The organism is Rhodoferax sp. (genome assembly GCF_034520025.1).
Classification (GTDB): Bacteria; Pseudomonadota; Gammaproteobacteria; order Burkholderiales; family Burkholderiaceae_C; genus Allorhodoferax.
In genome coordinates this window covers 1,024,286-1,042,582 of sequence record NZ_JAXHNZ010000002.1, presented here as the reverse complement: position 1 = coordinate 1,042,582, position 18,297 = coordinate 1,024,286, and the positions used below count along the sequence as shown (strand labels likewise).

The 18,297-nt window shown below is 60.5% G+C and carries 21 protein-coding genes; 7 read left to right on the top strand and 14 right to left on the bottom strand.

From position 1 onward, the window contains the following. Positions 1 to 9 precede the first annotated feature (9 nt). Positions 10 to 591, bottom strand: a complete 582-nt coding sequence (locus U5L73_RS13255) for a peroxidase-related enzyme (protein WP_322562785.1) — start codon at positions 589 to 591, stop codon at positions 10 to 12. Positions 592 to 863: 272 nt separating this feature from the next. Here U5L73_RS13255 and pcaC point away from each other — a divergent pair, with 272 nt between their 5' ends. Then, a complete protein-coding gene (gene pcaC, locus U5L73_RS13250) occupies positions 864 to 1,283 on the top strand; it encodes a 4-carboxymuconolactone decarboxylase (protein ID WP_322562784.1) in 420 nt (139 codons plus the stop codon). Positions 1,284 to 1,357: 74 nt separating this feature from the next. On the opposite strand, the gene U5L73_RS13245 is transcribed toward pcaC, so the two are convergent. Then, entirely contained in the window at positions 1,358 to 2,377 is a 1,020-nt protein-coding gene (locus U5L73_RS13245) for a zinc-binding alcohol dehydrogenase family protein (protein WP_322562783.1), read from the bottom strand. Positions 2,378 to 2,480: 103 nt separating this feature from the next. Here U5L73_RS13245 and U5L73_RS13240 point away from each other — a divergent pair, with 103 nt between their 5' ends. Next, positions 2,481 to 3,413, top strand: a complete 933-nt coding sequence (locus U5L73_RS13240; protein WP_322562782.1) for a LysR family transcriptional regulator — start codon at positions 2,481 to 2,483, stop codon at positions 3,411 to 3,413. Between the two features lie 94 nt (positions 3,414 to 3,507). On the opposite strand, the gene U5L73_RS13235 is transcribed toward U5L73_RS13240, so the two are convergent. From U5L73_RS13235 to U5L73_RS13200, 8 genes are all read right to left on the bottom strand, one after another. Beyond that, on the bottom strand, positions 3,508 to 4,407 hold the full coding sequence (locus tag U5L73_RS13235) for a 3-carboxy-cis,cis-muconate cycloisomerase (protein ID WP_322562781.1): 900 nt from the start codon (positions 4,405 to 4,407) through the stop codon (positions 3,508 to 3,510). A gap of 14 nt (positions 4,408 to 4,421) precedes the next feature. After that, complete coding sequence (locus U5L73_RS13230; protein ID WP_322562780.1) at positions 4,422 to 5,336, bottom strand: sugar phosphate isomerase/epimerase family protein; 915 nt, start codon at positions 5,334 to 5,336, stop codon at positions 4,422 to 4,424. Between the two features lie 5 nt (positions 5,337 to 5,341). Beyond that, positions 5,342 to 6,226, bottom strand: a complete 885-nt coding sequence (locus U5L73_RS13225) for a 4-hydroxyphenylpyruvate dioxygenase (protein WP_322562779.1) — start codon at positions 6,224 to 6,226, stop codon at positions 5,342 to 5,344. A gap of 35 nt (positions 6,227 to 6,261) precedes the next feature. Then, complete coding sequence (locus U5L73_RS13220; protein ID WP_322562778.1) at positions 6,262 to 7,023, bottom strand: ABC transporter ATP-binding protein; 762 nt, start codon at positions 7,021 to 7,023, stop codon at positions 6,262 to 6,264. A 3-nt stretch (positions 7,024 to 7,026) separates the two neighbouring features. Then, entirely contained in the window at positions 7,027 to 7,800 is a 774-nt protein-coding gene (locus U5L73_RS13215; RefSeq protein ID WP_322562777.1) for an ABC transporter ATP-binding protein, read from the bottom strand. Beyond that, positions 7,800 to 8,783, bottom strand: coding sequence for a branched-chain amino acid ABC transporter permease (locus U5L73_RS13210; RefSeq protein ID WP_322562776.1), 984 nt, complete (start codon positions 8,781 to 8,783; stop codon positions 7,800 to 7,802). The genes U5L73_RS13215 and U5L73_RS13210 overlap by 1 nt, the downstream gene beginning before the upstream one ends. 19 nt (positions 8,784 to 8,802) lie before the next feature. Further along, positions 8,803 to 9,678 (bottom strand): branched-chain amino acid ABC transporter permease, encoded by an 876-nt coding sequence (locus U5L73_RS13205; RefSeq protein ID WP_313880285.1) that lies wholly within the window; start codon positions 9,676 to 9,678, stop codon positions 8,803 to 8,805. A 113-nt stretch (positions 9,679 to 9,791) separates the two neighbouring features. Further along, the gene (locus U5L73_RS13200) at positions 9,792 to 10,997 is read right to left on the bottom strand and encodes an ABC transporter substrate-binding protein (protein ID WP_322562775.1); all 1,206 of its coding nucleotides are present in this window, start codon (positions 10,995 to 10,997) and stop codon (positions 9,792 to 9,794) included. A 220-nt stretch (positions 10,998 to 11,217) separates the two neighbouring features. Between U5L73_RS13200 and U5L73_RS13195 the strand changes: the two genes are divergently transcribed. Next, complete coding sequence (locus U5L73_RS13195; RefSeq protein ID WP_322562774.1) at positions 11,218 to 12,024, top strand: IclR family transcriptional regulator domain-containing protein; 807 nt, start codon at positions 11,218 to 11,220, stop codon at positions 12,022 to 12,024. On the opposite strand, the gene U5L73_RS13190 is transcribed toward U5L73_RS13195, so the two are convergent. Continuing rightward, positions 12,021 to 12,287: a hypothetical protein gene (locus tag U5L73_RS13190; RefSeq protein ID WP_322562773.1), complete on the bottom strand. Its 267-nt coding sequence runs from the start codon at positions 12,285 to 12,287 to the stop codon at positions 12,021 to 12,023. The two genes, U5L73_RS13195 and U5L73_RS13190, sit on opposite strands and share 4 nt — an antisense overlap. Before the next feature lie 71 nt (positions 12,288 to 12,358). Between U5L73_RS13190 and U5L73_RS13185 the strand changes: the two genes are divergently transcribed. Next, positions 12,359 to 12,811: a hypothetical protein gene (locus tag U5L73_RS13185; protein ID WP_322562772.1), complete on the top strand. Its 453-nt coding sequence runs from the start codon at positions 12,359 to 12,361 to the stop codon at positions 12,809 to 12,811. Between the two features lie 4 nt (positions 12,812 to 12,815). On the opposite strand, the gene U5L73_RS13180 is transcribed toward U5L73_RS13185, so the two are convergent. Next, positions 12,816 to 13,370, bottom strand: coding sequence for a PAS and helix-turn-helix domain-containing protein (locus U5L73_RS13180; protein ID WP_322562771.1), 555 nt, complete (start codon positions 13,368 to 13,370; stop codon positions 12,816 to 12,818). Positions 13,371 to 13,470: 100 nt separating this feature from the next. Here U5L73_RS13180 and U5L73_RS13175 point away from each other — a divergent pair, with 100 nt between their 5' ends. From U5L73_RS13175 to U5L73_RS13165, 3 genes are read left to right on the top strand one after another with little or no spacing between them, the layout of a single operon-like run. Continuing rightward, on the top strand, positions 13,471 to 14,178 hold the full coding sequence (locus U5L73_RS13175) for a CoA transferase subunit A (RefSeq protein ID WP_322562770.1): 708 nt from the start codon (positions 13,471 to 13,473) through the stop codon (positions 14,176 to 14,178). 2 nt (positions 14,179 to 14,180) lie between these two features. Continuing rightward, positions 14,181 to 14,819 carry a CoA transferase subunit B gene (locus U5L73_RS13170; protein WP_313873400.1) on the top strand — a complete coding sequence of 213 codons (639 nt, stop codon included), beginning with the start codon at positions 14,181 to 14,183 and terminating at the stop codon, positions 14,817 to 14,819. A 53-nt stretch (positions 14,820 to 14,872) separates the two neighbouring features. Further along, the gene (locus U5L73_RS13165; RefSeq protein WP_322562769.1) at positions 14,873 to 15,361 is read left to right on the top strand and encodes a hypothetical protein; all 489 of its coding nucleotides are present in this window, start codon (positions 14,873 to 14,875) and stop codon (positions 15,359 to 15,361) included. A gap of 63 nt (positions 15,362 to 15,424) precedes the next feature. Here U5L73_RS13165 and U5L73_RS13160 read toward each other — a convergent pair whose 3' ends face one another. Both U5L73_RS13160 and U5L73_RS13155 read right to left on the bottom strand, forming a co-directional pair. Next, positions 15,425 to 16,987, bottom strand: a complete 1,563-nt coding sequence (locus U5L73_RS13160; RefSeq protein ID WP_322562768.1) for a DHA2 family efflux MFS transporter permease subunit — start codon at positions 16,985 to 16,987, stop codon at positions 15,425 to 15,427. Between the two features lie 7 nt (positions 16,988 to 16,994). Further along, positions 16,995 to 18,260 (bottom strand): HlyD family efflux transporter periplasmic adaptor subunit, encoded by a 1,266-nt coding sequence (locus tag U5L73_RS13155; RefSeq protein ID WP_322562767.1) that lies wholly within the window; start codon positions 18,258 to 18,260, stop codon positions 16,995 to 16,997. Positions 18,261 to 18,297: the final 37 nt, after the last annotated feature.

Below are 18,297 nucleotides of genomic sequence, written 5' to 3'. Positions count from 1 at the left end.
GGCGAGTGGCTATTTAGTTTTAGGGACCCGGCCCAGCAGGTAGAACTCGGGGTTGGGCAGCATGCCGGTCACATTCGCCATGCGGTTAGAAAGGCCGAAGAAAGCGGTAATGCCGGCAATATCCCAGATGTCTTCGTCGTCAAAACCGTGGGCGTGCAGGGTGGCAAAGTCGGCGTCTTCCACGGTATGGCTTTGCAGGCAGACCTGCATCGCAAAGTCGAGCATGGCGCGTTGGCGCGGGGTGATGTCGGCCTTGCGGTAATTGATGGCTACCTGGTCTGCCACCAGCGGCTTTTTCTCGTAAATCCGCAAAATCGCGCCGTGTGCCACCACGCAGTACAGGCATTGGTTGGCGGCACTGGTGGCGGTGATGATCATCTCGCGCTCGCCCTTGGTCAGGCTAGAGCCCTCGCGCAGCATGAGTGCGTCGTGGTAGGCGAAAAAGGCACGCCATTCGGCAGGGCGGCGGGCGAAGGCCAGAAACACATTCGGCACAAAGCCGGACTTTTCCTGAACCTCGAGTATCTTGGCCTTCAGGTCGTCGGGCAGGGTGTTGAGGTCGGGCAAGGGGTAGCGGGGGCTGGGTTGCATAGGGTCTCCGTCGGGTCGGGGTGGAATGTTCTGAGTTTTATAAAAACTATCGATGCAATTCAGCTAATTGAATTTACATAAGTGCGATCAGTTTTTAGTATTCATCCTACTGCGAACTGTCTCGCAAGCACCCTTCAGGAGAACTGCATCATGAAAGAAATGAAAACCACCTTGGGCATTGTGATCAACGGCATGGGGCTGGTTGCTTTGCTATCGCAACTCGGCCAGTGGCACGCGGGCTAACATCCGGCTTTTATCCTCGGGAGCTCCTGATGACTGAGCCGATTCCCACAGCTTCTTGTTTGGCCGACACAGATGCCGACACCGATGCTTACACCCAAGGCCTTGCCACCCGCAGGCAGGTGATGGGGGACGCCTTTGTGGATGCGGCCTTAGCCAACACCACGCCCTTCACCGCACCGATGCAAGACCACATCAGCCGTGCTGCCTGGGGCGACGTGTGGCAGCGTCCGGGTTTGGATCTCAAGACCCGCAGTCTGATTACGGTGGCCATGCTGACCGCGCTGGGCAAACAAAATGAGCTCAAGGGCCATGTATGTGGGGCTCTGAATAATGGTGCTACCGCACAGGAAATCCAAGAGGTATTGCTCCACGCCGCCATCTATTGCGGCGTCCCGACCGCTGTGGAGGCTTTCCGTAGCGCCAACGAGGTCGTGAGCAGCGCCAGTTAGATGTAAAAAGAGCCACCAGCCCACACTAAATGCGGGCTGATAGCTCTTGTTTTAGGAGCGGGCCGGTGGAGGGCTTAGTTCCAGCCCTCCAGTACTACCTTGCCCCGGGCAGCACCAGATTCAATAAAGGCGTGCGCGCGCTGCAGGTTGGCCGCATTGATGGCGCCATAGTGCTCTGCCAAGGTGGTGCGCAACAGGCCGGCATCAACCAGCTGGGCCACCTCATTGAGCAGGTGGTGTTGGGCAATCATGTCGGGGGTTGCGAACAAGGGTCGGGTGAACATCAGCTCCCAATGCACCGAGGCTGCTTTGCGCTTGAAGGGCATGATGTCCAGCGCGGGCAGGTCGTCGATCAAGCCGAATTGACCCTGGGGGGCCAATATCTCCACGATCTGGGCGAGGTGTTGTGCGGTGTGGGTCAGGCCCAGGACGATGTCTACCTGCGGCAAACCAAGGGCCGCCAACTGGGGAGCCATGGGCTGGCTGTGGTCAATCACATGGTGGGCGCCCAAGGTGCGAACCCACTCTTGGGTCTCGGGGCGCGAGGCGGTGCCGATGATGGTGAGGCTGGTCAAGCGGCGTGTCAGTTGCACCAAAACAGAACCGACACCACCGGCTGCGCCGATGACCAACACACTTTTACCGACCGGTTTTTTACCGGGCTGAACCCCAATACGGTCAAACAGCAGCTCCCATGCCGTGATGCTGGTCAGGGGTAACGCCGCAGCCTGTGCAAAGTCGAGGCTGGTGGGCATATGGCCCACGATGCGCTCATCCACCAAGTGCAGGGTGCTGTTGGTACCTGCGCGCTGAATGGCGCCTGCGTAGTACACCCGGTCGCCGGGTTGGAACAGAGTCACATCGGGGCCGACCGCTCGCACGATACCGCTGGCATCGAAGCCCAGCACCTTATAGGTCTCGCCCTCTGCAGGGGAAGCGCTTTTGCGCAACTTGGTGTCGACCGGGTTGACCGACACGGCCTGCACGTCTACCAACAGGTCATGACCCAGTGCCACCGGGTCTGGCAGGGTGATGTCTTGTAGGCCGGTGGAGGCAGAAAGAGGGTGGGGCTGGATGTATCCAATAGCTTTCATGGCGGGCTCTCAAAGAAATAACTGCAAGGCCTGCATCTTCTTTCTATTACCTACAAAGAAAAATAGGCCTTGTTTTGAATTAAGCTTCAAATAAAATTTGAAAATGAAAGCGCTTCAAGCCCTCGATATCTTTGTGAGAACGGTGGAAACCGGCAGTCTCTCGGCCACAGCCCGGGCCCTGGACATGACCCCGGCGGCAGCCAGTGCCGCCCTTAAGCGGCTGGAGACCGAGCTGCAGGTGCCGCTCCTGGTGCGCTCGACCCGCAGCCTGCGGCTGACCCCGGAGGGCGCGGCTTTTCTGGAACACGCGCGGCTGGCCCTCAGCACCCTGAGCGAAGGGGTGCGTGCACTCGGCACCGGCCGCCACGAGGTGCAAGGCGTGTTGCGCCTGGCGGCCTCGTCCGACATGGGGCGCAACCTGCTGTTGCCGTGGCTGGATGACTTTCAGTCGCTGCACCCGCAGCTGCGCTACCGGCTCACCCTGTCAGACCGCATGGCCAATATGTTCAGCGAACCGGTGGACGCCGCTTTCCGCTACGGCAAGCCGCAGGACTCGAATCTGGTGGCCCTGCCAGTGGCGCCCCACAACCGGCGGGTGCTGGTGGCTTCCCCCGCATATTTGGCGCAGCACCCCACGCCCCTTGCGCCCCACGACCTGGCCGGGCATGACTGCCTGTGTTTCATGTTGGGGGAGGATGTGAATGACCGCTGGACCTTTCGCCGGGCCGGTGAGGCCCTGACGGTGCGGGTGCAAGGCGGGCATGTCGGTAACGATGGGGATGTGGTGCGCCGTTGGGCGGTGGCCGGCCGGGGCGTAGCCTACAAAGCCTGGCTGGATGTAGCCCACGACGTGACCGAGGGCCGTTTGGTGATGCTGTGCACCGACTGGGACACCGAGCCGGTGCCGGTTTACATGGTCCTGCCCGACCGGCGCCAGCTCACCCCGGGTTTGCGATTGTTAAGGGAATTTGTAGCAACCGCTTGCGCTGCGATGCCGCCATTGCCGGCAGTTGTAGGCACCGCCGCGAGGGCCTGAGGTTCACACACCAAGGGCCTTGATGGACTACGCTCGCTTGCAGGTCTTTTGTTGCGAATCGGGCCGTTTGCCCACGATCTATTTGTGCGGATTGCTATGTTTTTTGTAGCGATTTGGCCAAGCCCCAGGCGCTGGCGTGCGCCGACATCAGCAACTGGGTCCAGTCGCTTTGATCAGATTGCCAGAAGCCCAGGGTGCGCTCGAAGGCATGGGGCATGGAGCTCAGCAAGCCCGCTACCCGCTGCGGGCTGCGGCGCGCCATGGCCAGAGCGGTCAAGCTCCCGGCGCAGGGCTCTGTGTTGGGCGCACGCTGCACCATTGCGCTTGCCAGCGTGCCTAGGCTACCGATCAACAGAGCCACATCGCAGCCTAAAGCCACCCATGCGTCGCGCTGGGTATCCCAAGGTGCATCAGGGATAGACAATTTGAGGTGCCGGGCCAGCGCCGCTTGCACCGCAGGGCCGTGCACGGGCCGGGCGCTCAAGGTGCCGCCCAGTTGCACTGCCAGCGCAGCGGCTGAGCTGGCATCCAGGCGTTGGAGTGCGCGGCGCAAGGGCGCTAGGGTGACGGCCAGTTCAGGCTGTTGCGCCAGCGCCGCCATGCAAGTTTCCACATAGCCACGGGTGACTGCCAACACCTGCTGAGTGATCAGCGCCATGGTGGTGTCGATCAGGTCTTGTTTGGTGCACCCGTAGTGCACAAACGCAACCGCCGCCGGGTTGAAGAGCCCGACCGTATCGCGCAGGCTCTTGATCAAAGGAACCGCCAAACTGCCGCAGCTGGCGCTGTCGCGCACGATGCGGGCGGCGTCAAACAGCTCGACCTTGCAGGTGTCCACGATGGATACCGCCGCGTCCGCAGGTATCACGCCGTGCTCCGCCTGGGCTTGGGCGAGTGCGGCTTCCACCCGCAACATGGCGGCGACAAAACGCTGAGCCCCGAAGGACTCCAGCACCTCGGGCGCATACAAAAAATCGTCCAGCACACTGCTCATGCGAGGGCCTGTCTCTAGCGTGGGTGACTGTGCATAGCCTGGCGTAGCCGCATCTGGTTAGGCAGCGGCACCGAGCGGCGCAGCACATCTTCGCCCAGCCACAGGGCTGCTCGGCGTGCGCGGGCGGCCACCGTTTCCAGTGGCATTTGCTGGTAGTCGTCGTTGAACACCTCAAAGCTGTAGTCGCCGCGGTATCCCAGCTGGTGCAGTTTGAGCACCAGCTCGGCGAGTGCCTCACTGTGCACGCCTTCGCCGGGAAACACGCGGAAGGTGCGTGCCGTGGTGATGCGCTCCTCGACCGTTTTGATTTCGTTCCACATGAAGTCCGCCAGCTGCACCAGAAAGATCTTGCTGGGGTCCAGGATCTCCAGCTCGTCCAGTGGGGTCTTGGTGGCAAACAGGTGGAAGGAGTCAAAGCCCAAGCCTAGGTTGGGCATGTCGGCCTGGGTAATGAGGTCCCACGCCTGGGGGAACTCGTTCACGTTGCGGCCCCAGGACAGGGCTTCGAACGCGATTTTGATGTTCATCGGAATCGCCAGCATGGCCAGCTTGCGCAGGTCCTGCACCAGCTTGTCCGTGTCACCGGTGGCGTGGGTGGAGGTGCTGGAGCAGGCCAGCATGACGCGGCAGTCCAAAGCCGCGCACATTTCCATCATGCTTTTGGCAATGTCGACCTTGTAATCGTGCAGGTGGCCTGACAAACCTTCAAAGTCACGCAGCACCTGAAAACCGGTCACGCGCAAGCCACTGTCTTTGACCTCTTGCACCGCTGCGCGCCAGCCATCGGGGTGGCCGACCAGATCGCGGGCCAGCAGCATTACTTGGGTAAAGCCGGCCGCCTTCATGGCCTCCAGCTTGGCCTTCAGGGGCCCGGCCAGCGTGATGGTGTCCATCCCGAAGTCGTCAAATTTGCCGTCGAATTGGCTCATGGTATTCAGCCCCGGACGTGGTGAACCAGCTCAAACATGGCGTTGCCCATGGTGGGGCGGGTGAGTGCGCCCTTGCTGTCCTGCGCCGGGTCTTTGCTGGGCACAAAGTCCACTCCGCGCTGGCGCAAGGCCGCCACGGTGGCCTGCACATCCGGCGTGCCCAGGCCTACACGCTGGAAGCATTCGTCGTCTTCTACATCCAACACACCTGGCTCGGGTTCGATGAGCTGCAGGTAAAAGGTCTTGCACGGGCTTTGCAGAATGCGCCCCTTGGGCAGGATGCCGAAGCGCGTCTCGGGCTCCAGGGCGGTGAAGCCGAAGAGGGCGCTGTAGAACTCGGTCCAGTCGTCGCTGCGGTCATTGCCGATGTACTGCACCACGCCGAAGAAGTGCAGGCCGGTGATGGCCGGCGGGTTCTTGTCGACAGCGGGCACAGGCGTGAAGTCCACGTCGTAAATCGAGAACTCGCGGTGGCGGTCCACAAAGTAAGTGCGGCTGTTGCCCACGCCATGCACGGCAGGAATGTGCAACTCCATCACCTCGACCTGTACTGGCACCGCCCACGCACCGCGGGCGAGAGCGCGCTTGTAGGCGGCAGATGCGTCTTGCACGCGCAAGGCAATGGCCGCAATCACCGGTTTTTCGGTCAGCGTAGCACCGCGACCGTGGGCGTTCACGATGACGTTGATGTCGCCCTGGCGGTAGAGCAGCACTTCGCGCGAGCGGTGGCGGGCAATCGGGCGAAAGCCCATGGCCTCCAGCACCTGGCCCAGCGCCTGCGGTTTGGAGGTGGCGTACTCAATGAACTCAATGCCTTCCAGACCCAAGGGGTTGGGGCCTTCGTCAATCTGTTCGCGGTCTGCGCCGCTGGGGCGTAGGGTATTGGCCATGGATTCTCCGGGTCGTCAAACAGTAAAAATGAGGGTCACGCGGTGGCGGCTGTCGCAGCTGCGGTGGCTGCGCTGGTGTGTGCACCGCCCAAAAACAGGCGCTCAATATTCGGGTCGGCCAAGAGCTCGGACGCGGGCTTTTGCAGCACCAGGCGGCCGGATTCGAGGGCAATGGCCTCGTCGGAGATTTTGAGCGCGCTCTTCACGTTCTGCTCCACCATGAGCACCGTGGCGCCCTGATCGGCGAGCTTGCGCAAGAGCTTGAATACGTCTGCCACGACGATGGGCGACAGGCCTATAGAGGGCTCGTCAATCAATATCACCTTGGGCCGCAAAAGCAGGGCGCGGCCGATCTCCAGCTGCTTTTGCTCCCCGCCTGAGAGTGCGGAGGCCGGTGAATGCAGGCGCTGGCTCACACGGGGAAAGAACTCCAGTACTTCCGGGATGCGCTCATGCGTGGTCTTCATGCCCAGGGTGATGCCGCCCAGCTCCAGGTTCTCAAACACACTGAGCTGCCCGAACAGGTTGCGCCCCTGCGGCACAAAGGCAATGCCTTGTGCAAGCAGTTGTTTTTGGGTTGCGCCTGCCACGCTCACGCCGTCGAGCAATATCTCGCCCTGGCGGGGTTTGAGCAGGCCGAACAGGGTTTTCAGCACGGTGGATTTGCCCGCGCCGTTGGGCCCGAGCAGCAGGGTGATGGTGCCGCGCTTGGCCTTGAACGACAGGTTGTTCAGGATCATGAAATCCTTGTAGCCGGCCACCACGTCTTTGAATTCAATGCAGGTGTCTGCGCTCATGTTTCAGCTCCCCAGGTAGGCGTCCAGCACCTGCTTGTTATTGCGGATCTCTTCCGGAGTACCGATGGCCAGCACCTGACCTTCCACCATCACCATGATGCGGTGGCACAGATCCATCACAAAGTCCATGTTGTGCTCAATCACCACAAAGGAACTCTTTTTGCCGAACCTCGGGTTCTGGTTGAGTTCTTTGAGCAGGGTGCTGATGCCACCCACCAGGCTGGGGTTCACGCCTGCGCAAGGTTCGTCCAGTAGCACCAGATCGGGTTCGCTCATGAAGGCCATGGCAATGTCCACCAGCTTCTGCTGGCCGTAGGAGAGCTCGCCCGCCTTTTTGTCGGCCACATGGCGGATGCGGAACTGGTCGATCAGTGTATCGGCCTTGGCGCCCAATCCGGAGTCGGACGGGGCAAACATGCGGCTCAGCATGGAGCCTTGGTGCTCCTGTGCGGCCACGATCAGGTTGTCGCGCACGGTCATCTTGCCGAAGACCTGCAGGGTCTGAAAGGTGCGGCCCACACCACGCCGGTTGAGCTCCAGCGGACCTGCTTGGGTCACGTCCTCGCCGTTGAGTTCGATCTTGCCCTCGTCAGGCGTGATCTGGCCCAGCATGCTGTTGAACAAGGTGGTCTTGCCTGAACCGTTCGGGCCGATGACGCCGAAGATCTCACCGGGCATAACTTCGAAGGACACACCTCCGACGGCCTGAATGGCGCCGTAGGCCTTTTTGATATTGGTAACTTTGAGAACGGGTTGTTGTGTAGCGGGCTGGCTCATCATCGGGCTCCCTGTTGTTGGGCGGCAGCAACGCGAGCAGCGCTGGCTTCACGGGCCTGGCGTTTGGCCTTGATGCGGTCGGGAATGCTCAGCAGTCCGTCTGGCAGCCAGATCATCAGCAACACCACAGCACCGCCGAAGACAAACAGGTACCAGGCCTGCGCAAAGCGCAGCCACTCCGGCAGGATCACGCCCACCGCAGAGCCCAGCAGCGGGCCCAGGAAGTAGCCCGGGCCGCCGACCACGACCATCAAATACATCATGATGGACGCACCGACGGTGAAAGGCGCCGGTTCGATGAACTGGACCAAAGAGGCGAACAAGGCACCGGCAATGCCTGCATAGACTGCACCGATGGCAAAGCTCAGCAGCGTGTAGCTGCGGGTGTTGATGCCCAGGCTTTCTGCGCGGATCGGGTTGTCACGCAGGGCCGTAAAGGCCTTGCCCCAAGGGCTGCGCAACAGGCCCCATTGCAACGCGCCCAGAATGACGGCGGTGCCCAGCACAAAGTAGTAGTACGCGAGGTTACCTTCCAAGGAATAGCCGAAAAGTGAAGGACGGGCAATGTTGTTAATGCCAAAGGTGCCGCCGGTCAACCATTCCTCGTTGCGCATCACCAGCCAGACGGCCGTGTTGAAACCTAGGGTGGCAAACGCGAGGTAAATGGTCTGCACCCGTAGTGCCGGAAAGCCCAAGGCAATGCCCACAAAAAAGCAAATCAGTGCGGCCAGCGGCAGTCCCAGCCAAAAGCTGAAACCGACCTTCATCAGGATGGCGATGGTGTAGGCGCCTATGCCGAAGAAAGCCGCGTGGCCCAGCGACTTTTGTCCGGCGTAACCCACGGTGAGGTTCAGGCCCATGGTGGCGATGACAAACACCAGCCAGTAAGACAGCAGGTAGATGCCGTAATTTTTAAGAAAAGGCGGTGCAGCCAGCAGCAGGATTGCGCAAGCTGCTATCAAAAGGAGAGTGATTTTTTTCATGAGGGTGTCCCGGTGGTACTCAGACTTTGCGTTCCACTTTTTTGCCCAGCAGCCCTTGCGGCTTGAACAAAATCACGACCATGAAGATCACCAGCGCCACCGCGTCTTTGTAGGCGGGGGAGATATAGGCGGCGGCCAGGTTCTCGCACACCCCCACAATCAGCCCGCCCAACAAGGCGCCGCGTGAGTTGTTGAATCCGCCAATGATGGCGGCGAAGAAGGCCTTGGTGCCCAAGCTCTCGCCCATGTCGAACTTGGCCAGATAGGTGGGCGTGACCAGCAGTGCAGCGGCCACTGCCAGTACGGCATTGATGGCGAATGCATAAAAGATCATGCGGGGCACATTGATGCCCAGCACCGAGGCGCTCTCGGTGTTTTGTGCCACCGCCTGCATGGCGCGGCCGGTCACGGTTTTGGTCATGAAAGCCTGCACCACAAAGACGAGAATCAGCGCCACCGCAAAAGTGCCCACATCCGCTAGCGTGATGGTCACACCGGCAATGTTGAAAAGCTTGTCTGCAAACAGGCTGGGGAAGGGGTGGGCTTCGGCGCTGTAGCCAGCGCGCAAGCCGTTGCGCATGGCAATCGACAGGCCGATGGTGGCCACCACGATGGGCATCATGCCGAACTTGAACAAGGGGTCTACCAGACCGCGCTTGAACACCCAACCCAGCACAAACACCGCGAGCACCACCGTCATGGTGAAGCTCACCGCCAGCGGCGCACCAATGCTCATGAAGCCCAGCATCATGAAGGCGGGCAGCATCACAAACTCGCCTTGGGCGAAGTTGATGGTGCCGCTGGCCTGCCACAAGAGCGTAAAGCCGAGCGCGGCCAGCGAATAGATGGCGCCTGTGGCCAGTCCGCTGAAAAAAAGTTGGAGGAAATCTGTCATGGGGGTCCCTTGGGGGCACTACGGAATGCGGGGGCACGGAGCCCGCTGGGGACTGCGCCTAACAATGCCACTCTGGGGGAGCCGTTTGGCCGTGCCCAGAGTGGCACAAGCCATTACTTCTTGGCGGGTGCAGCAGGCTTGGCTGCAAGTGCGGCCGCCGGCTTGTTGACCGCGATAGAGTTCAGCGGGGGCAGGGTGGCTACCACTTCTTGCTTGCCGTTTTTCACTTCCACCAAGAAGCTTTCGCGGTCCAGGTCGCCGTTTTTGTCAAAGGCCACGTTCATCAGAATGCCGGGCTCTTTGTCGGTGGTGACCACCAGGCTGTGCATGGCCTTGGCCACGGCCTTGCGGTCGAGCTTGCCGACCTTCTCAATCGCGGCCTTCAGGGTGTAAATGCCGGAGTAGCCCTTCATGCCGTTGTGGTCGGAGATGTATTTGTACTCACGCTCAAACTTGGCGCGGAAGGCGCGCACCGCAGGAATGGGCGCATCCACCGTCAAGCCCACGTGGGCAACAGCACCGTTAGCGGCTTCACCGGCCAGCTCGATCACCTTTTGGCCGGTGAGGGTGGTTTCGCCAACGATGGGCTTGTTCCAGCCTTGCTTGCGCAGTTCGCGCAGGGCACGGGCCGATTCTTCTTCGTTGGTGTACACAAACACGCCGTCGGCGTTGCTTTGCTTGGCCTTGAGCACGGCAGCGGAGAAGTCCACCTGGCCGGCATCTGTCGAGATTTCAGCAGCAATCTTGGTGCTGGAGGTGGCCAGCGCCTTCCTGATCATGTCCAGGCCGCCTTTGCCGAAATCGTTGTTCACGTAAATGATGGCGATGTTCTTGAGCTTGGCTTGCTCGCTCATGTAGCGGGCCACTTTGGGCATGGCAGTCGCTTGGGTGAAGCTGGTGCGGAAGATATAAGGGTTGCCCTGCATGGTGATGCTGGCTGCCTCACCGCCGGTGAAGTTGGGGATCTCGGCTTTGCGGCTCTCAGCCATCGACACCATGATGGAGCCGGAGAACACCGGGCCGAAGATGGCAAACACCTCGTCGTCTACCGCTTTTTGGGTCAGACCTTTGGCCACGCCGGGGTTGGACTGGGTGTCGGAGGTGATGGTTTGGATCTTTTTACCCAGCACACCGCCTGCGGCGTTGATTTCCTTGACTGCCAATTCCACCCCGTTTTTGAAGTTGGTTCCGGCCGAGGCGCCACCGCCGGAGAGCTCCACAATATTCGCGATCTTGATGACTTCCTGGCTAAAAGCGCTGCTAGCGCTCATCAACATTGCGCAAGCTGCTATCAATTTGAGAGTGTTCCGTTTTTGCATATTGTTTGTCTCCTGGTGTGGCGTTCGGGTGGGGTGTGACCGTGTGTTCGTTAGTCGAACGAATGGCGCGGTTCGGTGCCAACTTTAGCGACTCACTTGTGTAAATGAAAGTGAATATTGGGTAAAAAGATCGTTCATTGAACTTAAGTGATCGATGATCGTTCGTATTGCGGGTAAGCACTAGGCTTGCCCGGTTTTCGGCCCGCCAAAATCAGCTCCCATGACTACTGAACTTGCCATGCGCCCGCCCATTGCCGGCATTGACGCGCCCGCTCTGGAGAAGAAAGACTGGATTGCCGGTCTGGAAAAGGGCTTGGGGCTGATCGAGGCGTTTGACGACGCGCACCAGCGCATGACGGCCAGCCAGGCGGGCGAGCGCTGTGGCATGACACGCACCGCCGCCCGCCGCTACCTGCTGACCTTGCAGTACCTGGGCTATGTGGCGAGCGATGGCAAACTGTTTTGGCTCACGCCGCGCGTGCTGCGCATCGGGCAGTCGTATCTGGAGTCAGCCCGGTTGCCCCGGGTGGTGCAGCCATTTTTGCAGCGGGTGACTGCCGGCACCCAAGAGATTGCCTATGTGAGTGTGTTGGACGGCGACGAGATCGTCTACATCGCCCGCAATGGCAGCAACCGGCCCATGAGTACCGGCTATGTGTTGGGCTCGCGGGTGCAGGCACAAGTCACGTCGGCAGGCATGTTGATTTTGGCGATGCGCGACTCGATCTGGCTCGAAGACTGGCTGCAGCAGCAAACCTTCAAAGCCTATACCTCGCACACGATTGCCAGCAAAGACCGGATGCGGGTCGAGCTGGCCCGCATTCGCCAGCAGGGCTGGGCCGTCTCGGAGCAACAGCTGGAAATGAATTACCGCGGCGTAGCGGTGCCCCTGATCGACCGCCATGGGGCCTTGATGGGCGCGCTCAATGTCACTATGCCCATGGGCAATGAGAGCACCGACGATGCGGTTCGCCGCGTGCTACCTGTGTTGCAGGAAACCGCACGCGCCATGCGCAACCTGCTTTAAGGCTCGCGGGATCCCTGCAGCTGGGCCTGCATGTCCGGCACGTACTGGGTGCTGACCCATTCAGCAATGACTTGGGTGGTCATCGAGTCCGGGTGGCCGGCTTCTTCGCTCACCCGTGCTACTTCTTCAGCCGAAGTCACCACGCTGATGAACATTTGCAGCAGAGCCTGCAGGCCGCCAGTGGACACTGCGGTATCGCCGAGTTGCTTCAGGCCAGCCCAGGCTTCGGTTTCATGGGAGGCGGGGGTGAATGGGGTCGTCATGCGTGTCCTTTGGGAAGTGGGGGAGTCTAGCTTCAGTACACTGCGGCAGCTTTGGCTTTGAAGATCCTTATATGTCTGACCGTACTTATCTGCCCGCTACCGGAAACGCCAACCCCCGCACCGAGGCAGCGTTGGCGCGGCTGCGCAAAGCCATGGCAGAGATGGAAGCCGACATCGCAGCGCACCAGGGCGTCTACCCCTACAACCATGGTCGGGTGACCCAGAGTGAGCTGTGCCGCAGGGCGGATGTCAAAAAAGCCACGCTGCAAACGCCGCTGCATAAAGACACCACCCGGGTTCAAATTCTGGCGTGGCTCGACAGCGTGACATCGGGCTTGACCGTGACGCGAGATGCCACCCGCGAAAAGGTGACTGCGGCTGCCGATACCCTGGCCGTGCAGGTGCAGCGGCTAGAGACCGAGCTTCAATCAGCCTTGTCGCGGCTAGCTCAGGCCGAGCAGAAGGCGCAGGTGTTGGAAATGGAAAAGGCTGAACTTCTGCAACGGCTCGCCGGAGCCAAGTAGACGCTCACCCCGCCATGAGCTTGTGCACCAGGTCTGCGGTGGTCGAGGCCTTGTACTTGCGCATCAACCGTGCACGGTAGATTTCGACGGTGCGGTGGCTGATCTCTAGTGTTTTGCCGATCTGCTTCGAGGTCTGGCCCTGCATCAGGTAGGCCGCGACCTCGCGCTCGCGCGGGGTGAGTTCTGCGCGCACCGGGCGCAGAGCGCTCAGGTCTTCAAAGGTCCAGATGCCGGCCTCGTGCGGGGCGCTGGGGTTCAGGGCGCGGCCGCTGACATGGCACCAGAAAGTTTCGCCCTTGAAGCGGCCATCCAGCCGTTTCATGATGCGGTCATCTGCGTAGGTTCCATTACGGTTGAGCAAGGGGGCCATGCGTGCGCCGAGGCGTTCAAACTCGTCGGCACTGGGGTAGAGCACCTGGAATGACTGGCCCACCAGTTGGTCTTTACCGGCCCCGAACATGTCGCACAGTTGCTGGTTGCAATCGATCATGGTGCGGTTGCGCGATAGCGCCAGCCCGACGGGCGCGAGGTCAAAAGCTTGGCGGTAGTCAATATCCATGCAGATTACGGTGAGGGAAAGGCTTTACGGGGAACTACGTATGTGGTTACGTAGTATCGTAGCGCCCATGTTGTTTCTATCTACATAGGAGATACGCACAGTGAACAAGATTTACCCCAGCGCCGCGCAGGCGCTTGAAGGCATTATTCAGGACGGCCAGTTACTGGCCGTTGGTGGCTTTGGTTTGTGCGGCATCCCCGAGGCGCTGATTGATGCCCTGCGCGATTCGGGTGCCAAAAACCTGACCGCTATTTCCAACAACGCGGGCGTGGACGGCTTTGGCCTCGGCAAGCTGCTCGAGACCCGTCAGATCAAAAAAATGATCAGCTCCTATGTGGGCGAAAACAAAGAGTTCGAGCGTCAATACCTGGCCGGCGAGCTGGAGCTGGAGTTCACCCCCCAAGGCACTCTGGCTGAAAAGCTGCGTGCCGGCGGCGCCGGCATTCCCGCTTTCTTCACCAAAACCGGTGTGGGCACCATCGTCGCAGACGGCAAAGAGTTGCGCGAGTTTGATGGCGAGACTTATGTCATGGAGCGCTCGCTGGTGCCGGATGTATCTCTGGTCAAAGCCCACCGCGCAGACAAATCAGGCAACCTGCAGTTCCGCTTTACTGCGCGCAACTTCAACCCGGCCGTGGCCATGGCCGGCAAGCTCACGGTGGTGGAAGTGGAAGAGATTGTGGAGACCGGCGACATCGCCCCTGATCAAGTCCACTTGCCCGGTATTTATGTGCACCGCATCGTGCTGAACACCCGACCCGAAAAACGGATCGAAAAACGCACCATCACTGAAAAAGCAGGAGTCTGACCATGAGCTGGAACCAAGACCAAATGGCTGCCCGCGCAGCCCACGAACTCGAAGACGGTTTTTATGTGAACCTGGGGATCGGCATTCCCACTCTGGTGGCCAACCATGTCCCCGCCGACAAAGAAGTGTGGCTGCAAAGCGAAAACGGCATGCTGGGCATCGGCCCCTTTCCGACTGAAGACGAGGTGGATGCCGACCTGATCAACGCCGGCAAGCAAACCGTGACTACGATCAAGGGCAGCAGTATTTTCGGCTCGGACCAGAGCTTTGCCATGATCCGCGGCGGCAAGATCAACCTGTCCATTCTGGGTGCCATGCAAGTGTCCGAAAAGGGCGATCTGGCCAACTGGATGATCCCCGGCAAGATGGTCAAGGGTATGGGCGGCGCTATGGATTTGGTCGCCGGCGTGAAGCGCGTAATCGTGCTCATGGAACATGTGGCCAAGAAGAAAGACGGCACCGAAGACCTGAAGATCCTGCCCAGCTGCACCTTGCCATTGACCGGCGTGGGCGTGGTGGACCGCATCATCACCGACCTGGCGGTGATGGACGTCACCCCTGAAGGCCTGAAGCTGGTGGAGTTGGCTCCGGGTGTTACCCGTGAGGCAGTGCAGGCAAAAACCGGCGTGACCCTGCTCTAAGGCGGGAGGGCCTGCGGGTAAGATGGCGCGCACCATTTCACCCTAGGGAAACTATGTCCAGAGCGCTCAAGTTGATGATGTTCATTTACGCCGTGGTCTTTGCTGCGACCGGGGTGTTGATTGTGTTCGTGATGAATGCCGACGAAGGCTCCCAACCCTGGGTGCTGATGCTGGCGCGCAATCACGCCATCGTGTACGCATGGCACTTGGGCTGCTGGATGGTGCTGGGTATGTTTACCAACTACTACTGGGATTTGTTCAACATGGGCAAGGGGCTGAAGTCCATGCAAGCCCTGCGCATTGGCTTGCCGCTGCTGGTCTCGCCGTTTGTGTTTATGCCGGTGTACAACCTGTGGTTGGCTTCGAGCTCACAGAGCTACATGTTGTTTGCGGTGATCGCCATCCAGAGTGGTTTTTTCTGGCAGGCTTTGCTGACCAAAGTAGCGCCCTTGGATCGGGCTGCGTCAATTCCCTGGTCCGTGAACAACGGTTTGAACCGCAGTGCACGCGCCACCAACCCGCAAGGGCCGGAGCTGAGCTGATCAGCGTGCCGCATAGTAAACGGGGCCAAGGCCCCGTTTTTTTCGTCTTCAGTTTATGCGTGTTTAGTGTGCACCAGCCGCTGCTTCCGAGGCGCCTGCGCCCCCCTTGGCCGGTCGGGAGAGCCACACCAGCGGAATTAACAGCACAAAGATGACGGCCGAGGCGTAGAACACATCATTGGCCGCCAGGGTGGCGGCTTGCTGGTCGATCATGCGGTTGATCTGGCTCAGGGCCTGCTCGTTGCTCAGACCGGCGGCGTTCAAGCCCGACAACGCACTGTTAGAAGCGGTGCTGCCACGGTTGATCATCTCGGTGAGCTGGGCGTGGTGCAAGGTGGTGCGGTCTTGCCACACCGTGACCGAGATCGATGTGCCAAATGAGCCGAACAGCACGCGGCAAAAGCTGCTCAAACCCGAGGCCGAAGCGATCTTGTCACCCGGCAGGCCACCCAAAATGATGCTGGTCAGCGGGATGAAAAACAGTGCCAGCGCAATACCCTGAATCAGCGTCGGGATCATCATGGTGTTGAAGTCGGACAGCGTGCTGAAGTGCGACCGCATCCAGAGCACCAGCGCAAACACCAGGAAGGCCAGCGTTGCCAAGCGGCGCGTGTCGAACTTGGTGATGTTTTTGCCGATGATGGGCGACAGGATGATCGCAAACAATCCCACCGGTGCCATCAACATGCCGGCCTGCGTCGCGGTGTAGCCCATGAAACTTTGCAGCCACAGCGGCAGCAGCACGATGTTGCCCATGAAGAGGCCGTATGCAATCGACATAGCGATGGTGCCGGTCAAAAAGTTGCGGACCTTGAAGAGCTTCAAGTCGACCACCGGGTGGTCATCGGTCAGCTGCCAAACAATCAAAAACGCGAAGGCCACCACTGAGAGCACGGTCAGCGCAATGATCTCGTTGGAGTGGAACCAGTCGAGCTCCTTGCCCAGGTCCAACATCATCTGAATCGCAGTAACCGCAATCACCAGCAAGGCGAGGCCCACGGTGTCAATGGGCAGCTTGCGTGTCTGGGTTTCGCGCTTGTGGAAGATGCTCCAGGTGATGAAGCCCGCCACGATGCCGATCGGCACGTTGATGAAGAAGATCCATCCCCAGTGCGCGTTGTCGGTGATCCAGCCGCCCAACAGCGGCCCCATCACGGGCGCCACCAGCGTGGTCATGGCCCACAGTGCCATGGCCAAGCCCGCAAGAGCCGGCGGGTAGCTCGAGAGCAATAGCGTTTGCGCCAGCGGCATCATCGGGCCAGCTACAAATCCTTGTAATGCACGGGCACCGATCAGGAAGGGCATGTTGGGGGCAATGCCGCAGAGCCAGCTGGAGAGTACAAACAACAACACGCTGGTGATAAACAGACGCACTTGGCCGAATCGCTGGGACAACCAGCCGGTGAGCGGCAAAGCAATCGCGTTGGCCACGCCAAAGCTGGTAATGACCCAAGTGCCTTGGCTGGAGCTGACCCCGAGGTCACCGGCAATGGCCGGCAAAGACACGTTGGCAATCGACGAATCCAGCACGTTCATGAACGTGGCAGCCGAGAGTGCAATCGTGCCCCACAAGCGCGCTGACCCCTCCAGGGGCGGGGGCGCAGAGTAAGCGGCGGGTGAGCTCATGGATGGCTCACACGCCTTGGCCGGCCTTGGCGGCGGCATGGGCATTGGCCTTGGCGCCACGACCGAGGTTGGCGGCAATCACCTTGCGGACTTCGTCGTTGGCTTGCTGGTCGAGCACGGTGTACACATCGGTCTGGGTCACTGAGGCGGCGCGGGGCGCATCGGCCAGGGACTTGCCGGTCTGGTCGGTCACATCCACCGTGGCTTCCATCGAAAGGCCCACGCGCAGCGGGTTCTGGGCTAGCTGCTCAGCATCCAGCGCCACCCGCACCGGCACGCGCTGTACCACCTTGATCCAGTTGCCGGTGGCATTCTGGGCCGGCAGCAGCGAGAAGGCGGCACCCGTGCCCGCACCCAAACCGGCGACCGTGCCTTTGTATTCCATCTTTTTGCCGTACAGGTCTGCGGTGAGCTTGACTGGCTGGCCGATGCGGATGTTGCGCAGTTGCACTTCCTTGAAGTTGGCATCCACCCACAACTGATTCAGCGGGATGATGGCCATCAAGGGGGCACCAGCGGCTACGCGCTGACCCAGCTGGACGGTGCGCTTGGCGACATAGCCGTCCACGGGCGCGGGCAGCTCGGCGCGGTGCAGGGCGAGGAAAGCTTCACGCACTTTGGCAGATGCGGCCACCACGCTGGGGTGGCTTTCCACATTGGTGCCTTCGGTCAGGGTTTGGTTGCTGGAGAGCTGTTCACGCGCAGCGGCTACGCCGGCTTGGGCCGCAGACAGGGCGTTTTGGGCGCTGGTGAGTTGCGACTTGGCGTGGTTGAGCTCTTCCTTGGACACCGCGCCGTTGCCGGCCAGTGCCTGGCGGCGGTTCAGATCGTCGGTGGCGCGGGCGATATCGGTTTGGGCGCGGTCGATGTCGGACTCGCGCAGCGTGACCTGGGCGGACAGCGTGCCGTTGTTGGCATAGAGGGTGCGCACTTGGCGTACCGCTTGGGCGAGGTTGGCTTCGGCTTGGTCCAAGGCCACTTTGGCATCGGCAGGGTCCAATTTCACCAGCGCTTGCCCGGCTTTCACGAAGTCGGTGTCGTCCGCCATGATGGCGGTGACTGTGCCGCCCACTTGCGGGGTGATTTGGATCACGTTGCCTTGCACATAGGCGTTGTCGGTTTCTTCGGAGTGGCGTGCCCCGAAATACTCAAAACCACCATAGGCCAAGCCCAACAGCACGACCAAAGACACAGCGGTCAGGGCTTTTTTACGGGCGGGGTTGCCGGCGGGAGTGGCGGCCGGGGCGACGGTGGGGGTGGAAGAAGTGCTCATGGTGTGTCTTTCAATCAGGTTCGGTGCGTGTTGGGTG

Excerpts from the sequence above, each read along its gene's own strand:
- U5L73_RS13225 (WP_322562779.1), bottom strand. The coding sequence starts at position 6,226 with ATGGCCAATACCCTACGCCCCAGCGGCGCAGACCGCGAACAGATTGAC.
- U5L73_RS13170 (WP_313873400.1), top strand. The coding sequence starts at position 14,181 with ATGAGCTGGAACCAAGACCAAATGGCTGCCCGCGCAGCCCACGAACTC.
- U5L73_RS13220 (WP_322562778.1), bottom strand. The coding sequence starts at position 7,023 with ATGAGCGCAGACACCTGCATTGAATTCAAAGACGTGGTGGCCGGCTAC.
- U5L73_RS13200 (WP_322562775.1), bottom strand. The coding sequence starts at position 10,997 with ATGCAAAAACGGAACACTCTCAAATTGATAGCAGCTTGCGCAATGTTG.
- U5L73_RS13210 (WP_322562776.1), bottom strand. The coding sequence starts at position 8,783 with ATGAAAAAAATCACTCTCCTTTTGATAGCAGCTTGCGCAATCCTGCTG.
- U5L73_RS13180 (WP_322562771.1), bottom strand. The coding sequence starts at position 13,370 with ATGGATATTGACTACCGCCAAGCTTTTGACCTCGCGCCCGTCGGGCTG.
- U5L73_RS13235 (WP_322562781.1), bottom strand. The coding sequence starts at position 4,407 with ATGAGCAGTGTGCTGGACGATTTTTTGTATGCGCCCGAGGTGCTGGAG.
- U5L73_RS13190 (WP_322562773.1), bottom strand. The coding sequence starts at position 12,287 with ATGACGACCCCATTCACCCCCGCCTCCCATGAAACCGAAGCCTGGGCT.
- U5L73_RS13245 (WP_322562783.1), bottom strand. The coding sequence starts at position 2,377 with ATGAAAGCTATTGGATACATCCAGCCCCACCCTCTTTCTGCCTCCACC.
- U5L73_RS13240 (WP_322562782.1), top strand. The coding sequence starts at position 2,481 with ATGAAAGCGCTTCAAGCCCTCGATATCTTTGTGAGAACGGTGGAAACC.
- U5L73_RS13155 (WP_322562767.1), bottom strand. The coding sequence starts at position 18,260 with ATGAGCACTTCTTCCACCCCCACCGTCGCCCCGGCCGCCACTCCCGCC.
- U5L73_RS13160 (WP_322562768.1), bottom strand. The coding sequence starts at position 16,987 with ATGAGCTCACCCGCCGCTTACTCTGCGCCCCCGCCCCTGGAGGGGTCA.
- U5L73_RS13215 (WP_322562777.1), bottom strand. The coding sequence starts at position 7,800 with ATGAGCCAGCCCGCTACACAACAACCCGTTCTCAAAGTTACCAATATC.
- pcaC (WP_322562784.1), top strand. The coding sequence starts at position 864 with ATGACTGAGCCGATTCCCACAGCTTCTTGTTTGGCCGACACAGATGCC.
- U5L73_RS13195 (WP_322562774.1), top strand. The coding sequence starts at position 11,218 with ATGACTACTGAACTTGCCATGCGCCCGCCCATTGCCGGCATTGACGCG.
- U5L73_RS13165 (WP_322562769.1), top strand. The coding sequence starts at position 14,873 with ATGTCCAGAGCGCTCAAGTTGATGATGTTCATTTACGCCGTGGTCTTT.
- U5L73_RS13230 (WP_322562780.1), bottom strand. The coding sequence starts at position 5,336 with ATGAGCCAATTCGACGGCAAATTTGACGACTTCGGGATGGACACCATC.
- U5L73_RS13185 (WP_322562772.1), top strand. The coding sequence starts at position 12,359 with ATGTCTGACCGTACTTATCTGCCCGCTACCGGAAACGCCAACCCCCGC.
- U5L73_RS13205 (WP_313880285.1), bottom strand. The coding sequence starts at position 9,678 with ATGACAGATTTCCTCCAACTTTTTTTCAGCGGACTGGCCACAGGCGCC.
- U5L73_RS13255 (WP_322562785.1), bottom strand. The coding sequence starts at position 591 with ATGCAACCCAGCCCCCGCTACCCCTTGCCCGACCTCAACACCCTGCCC.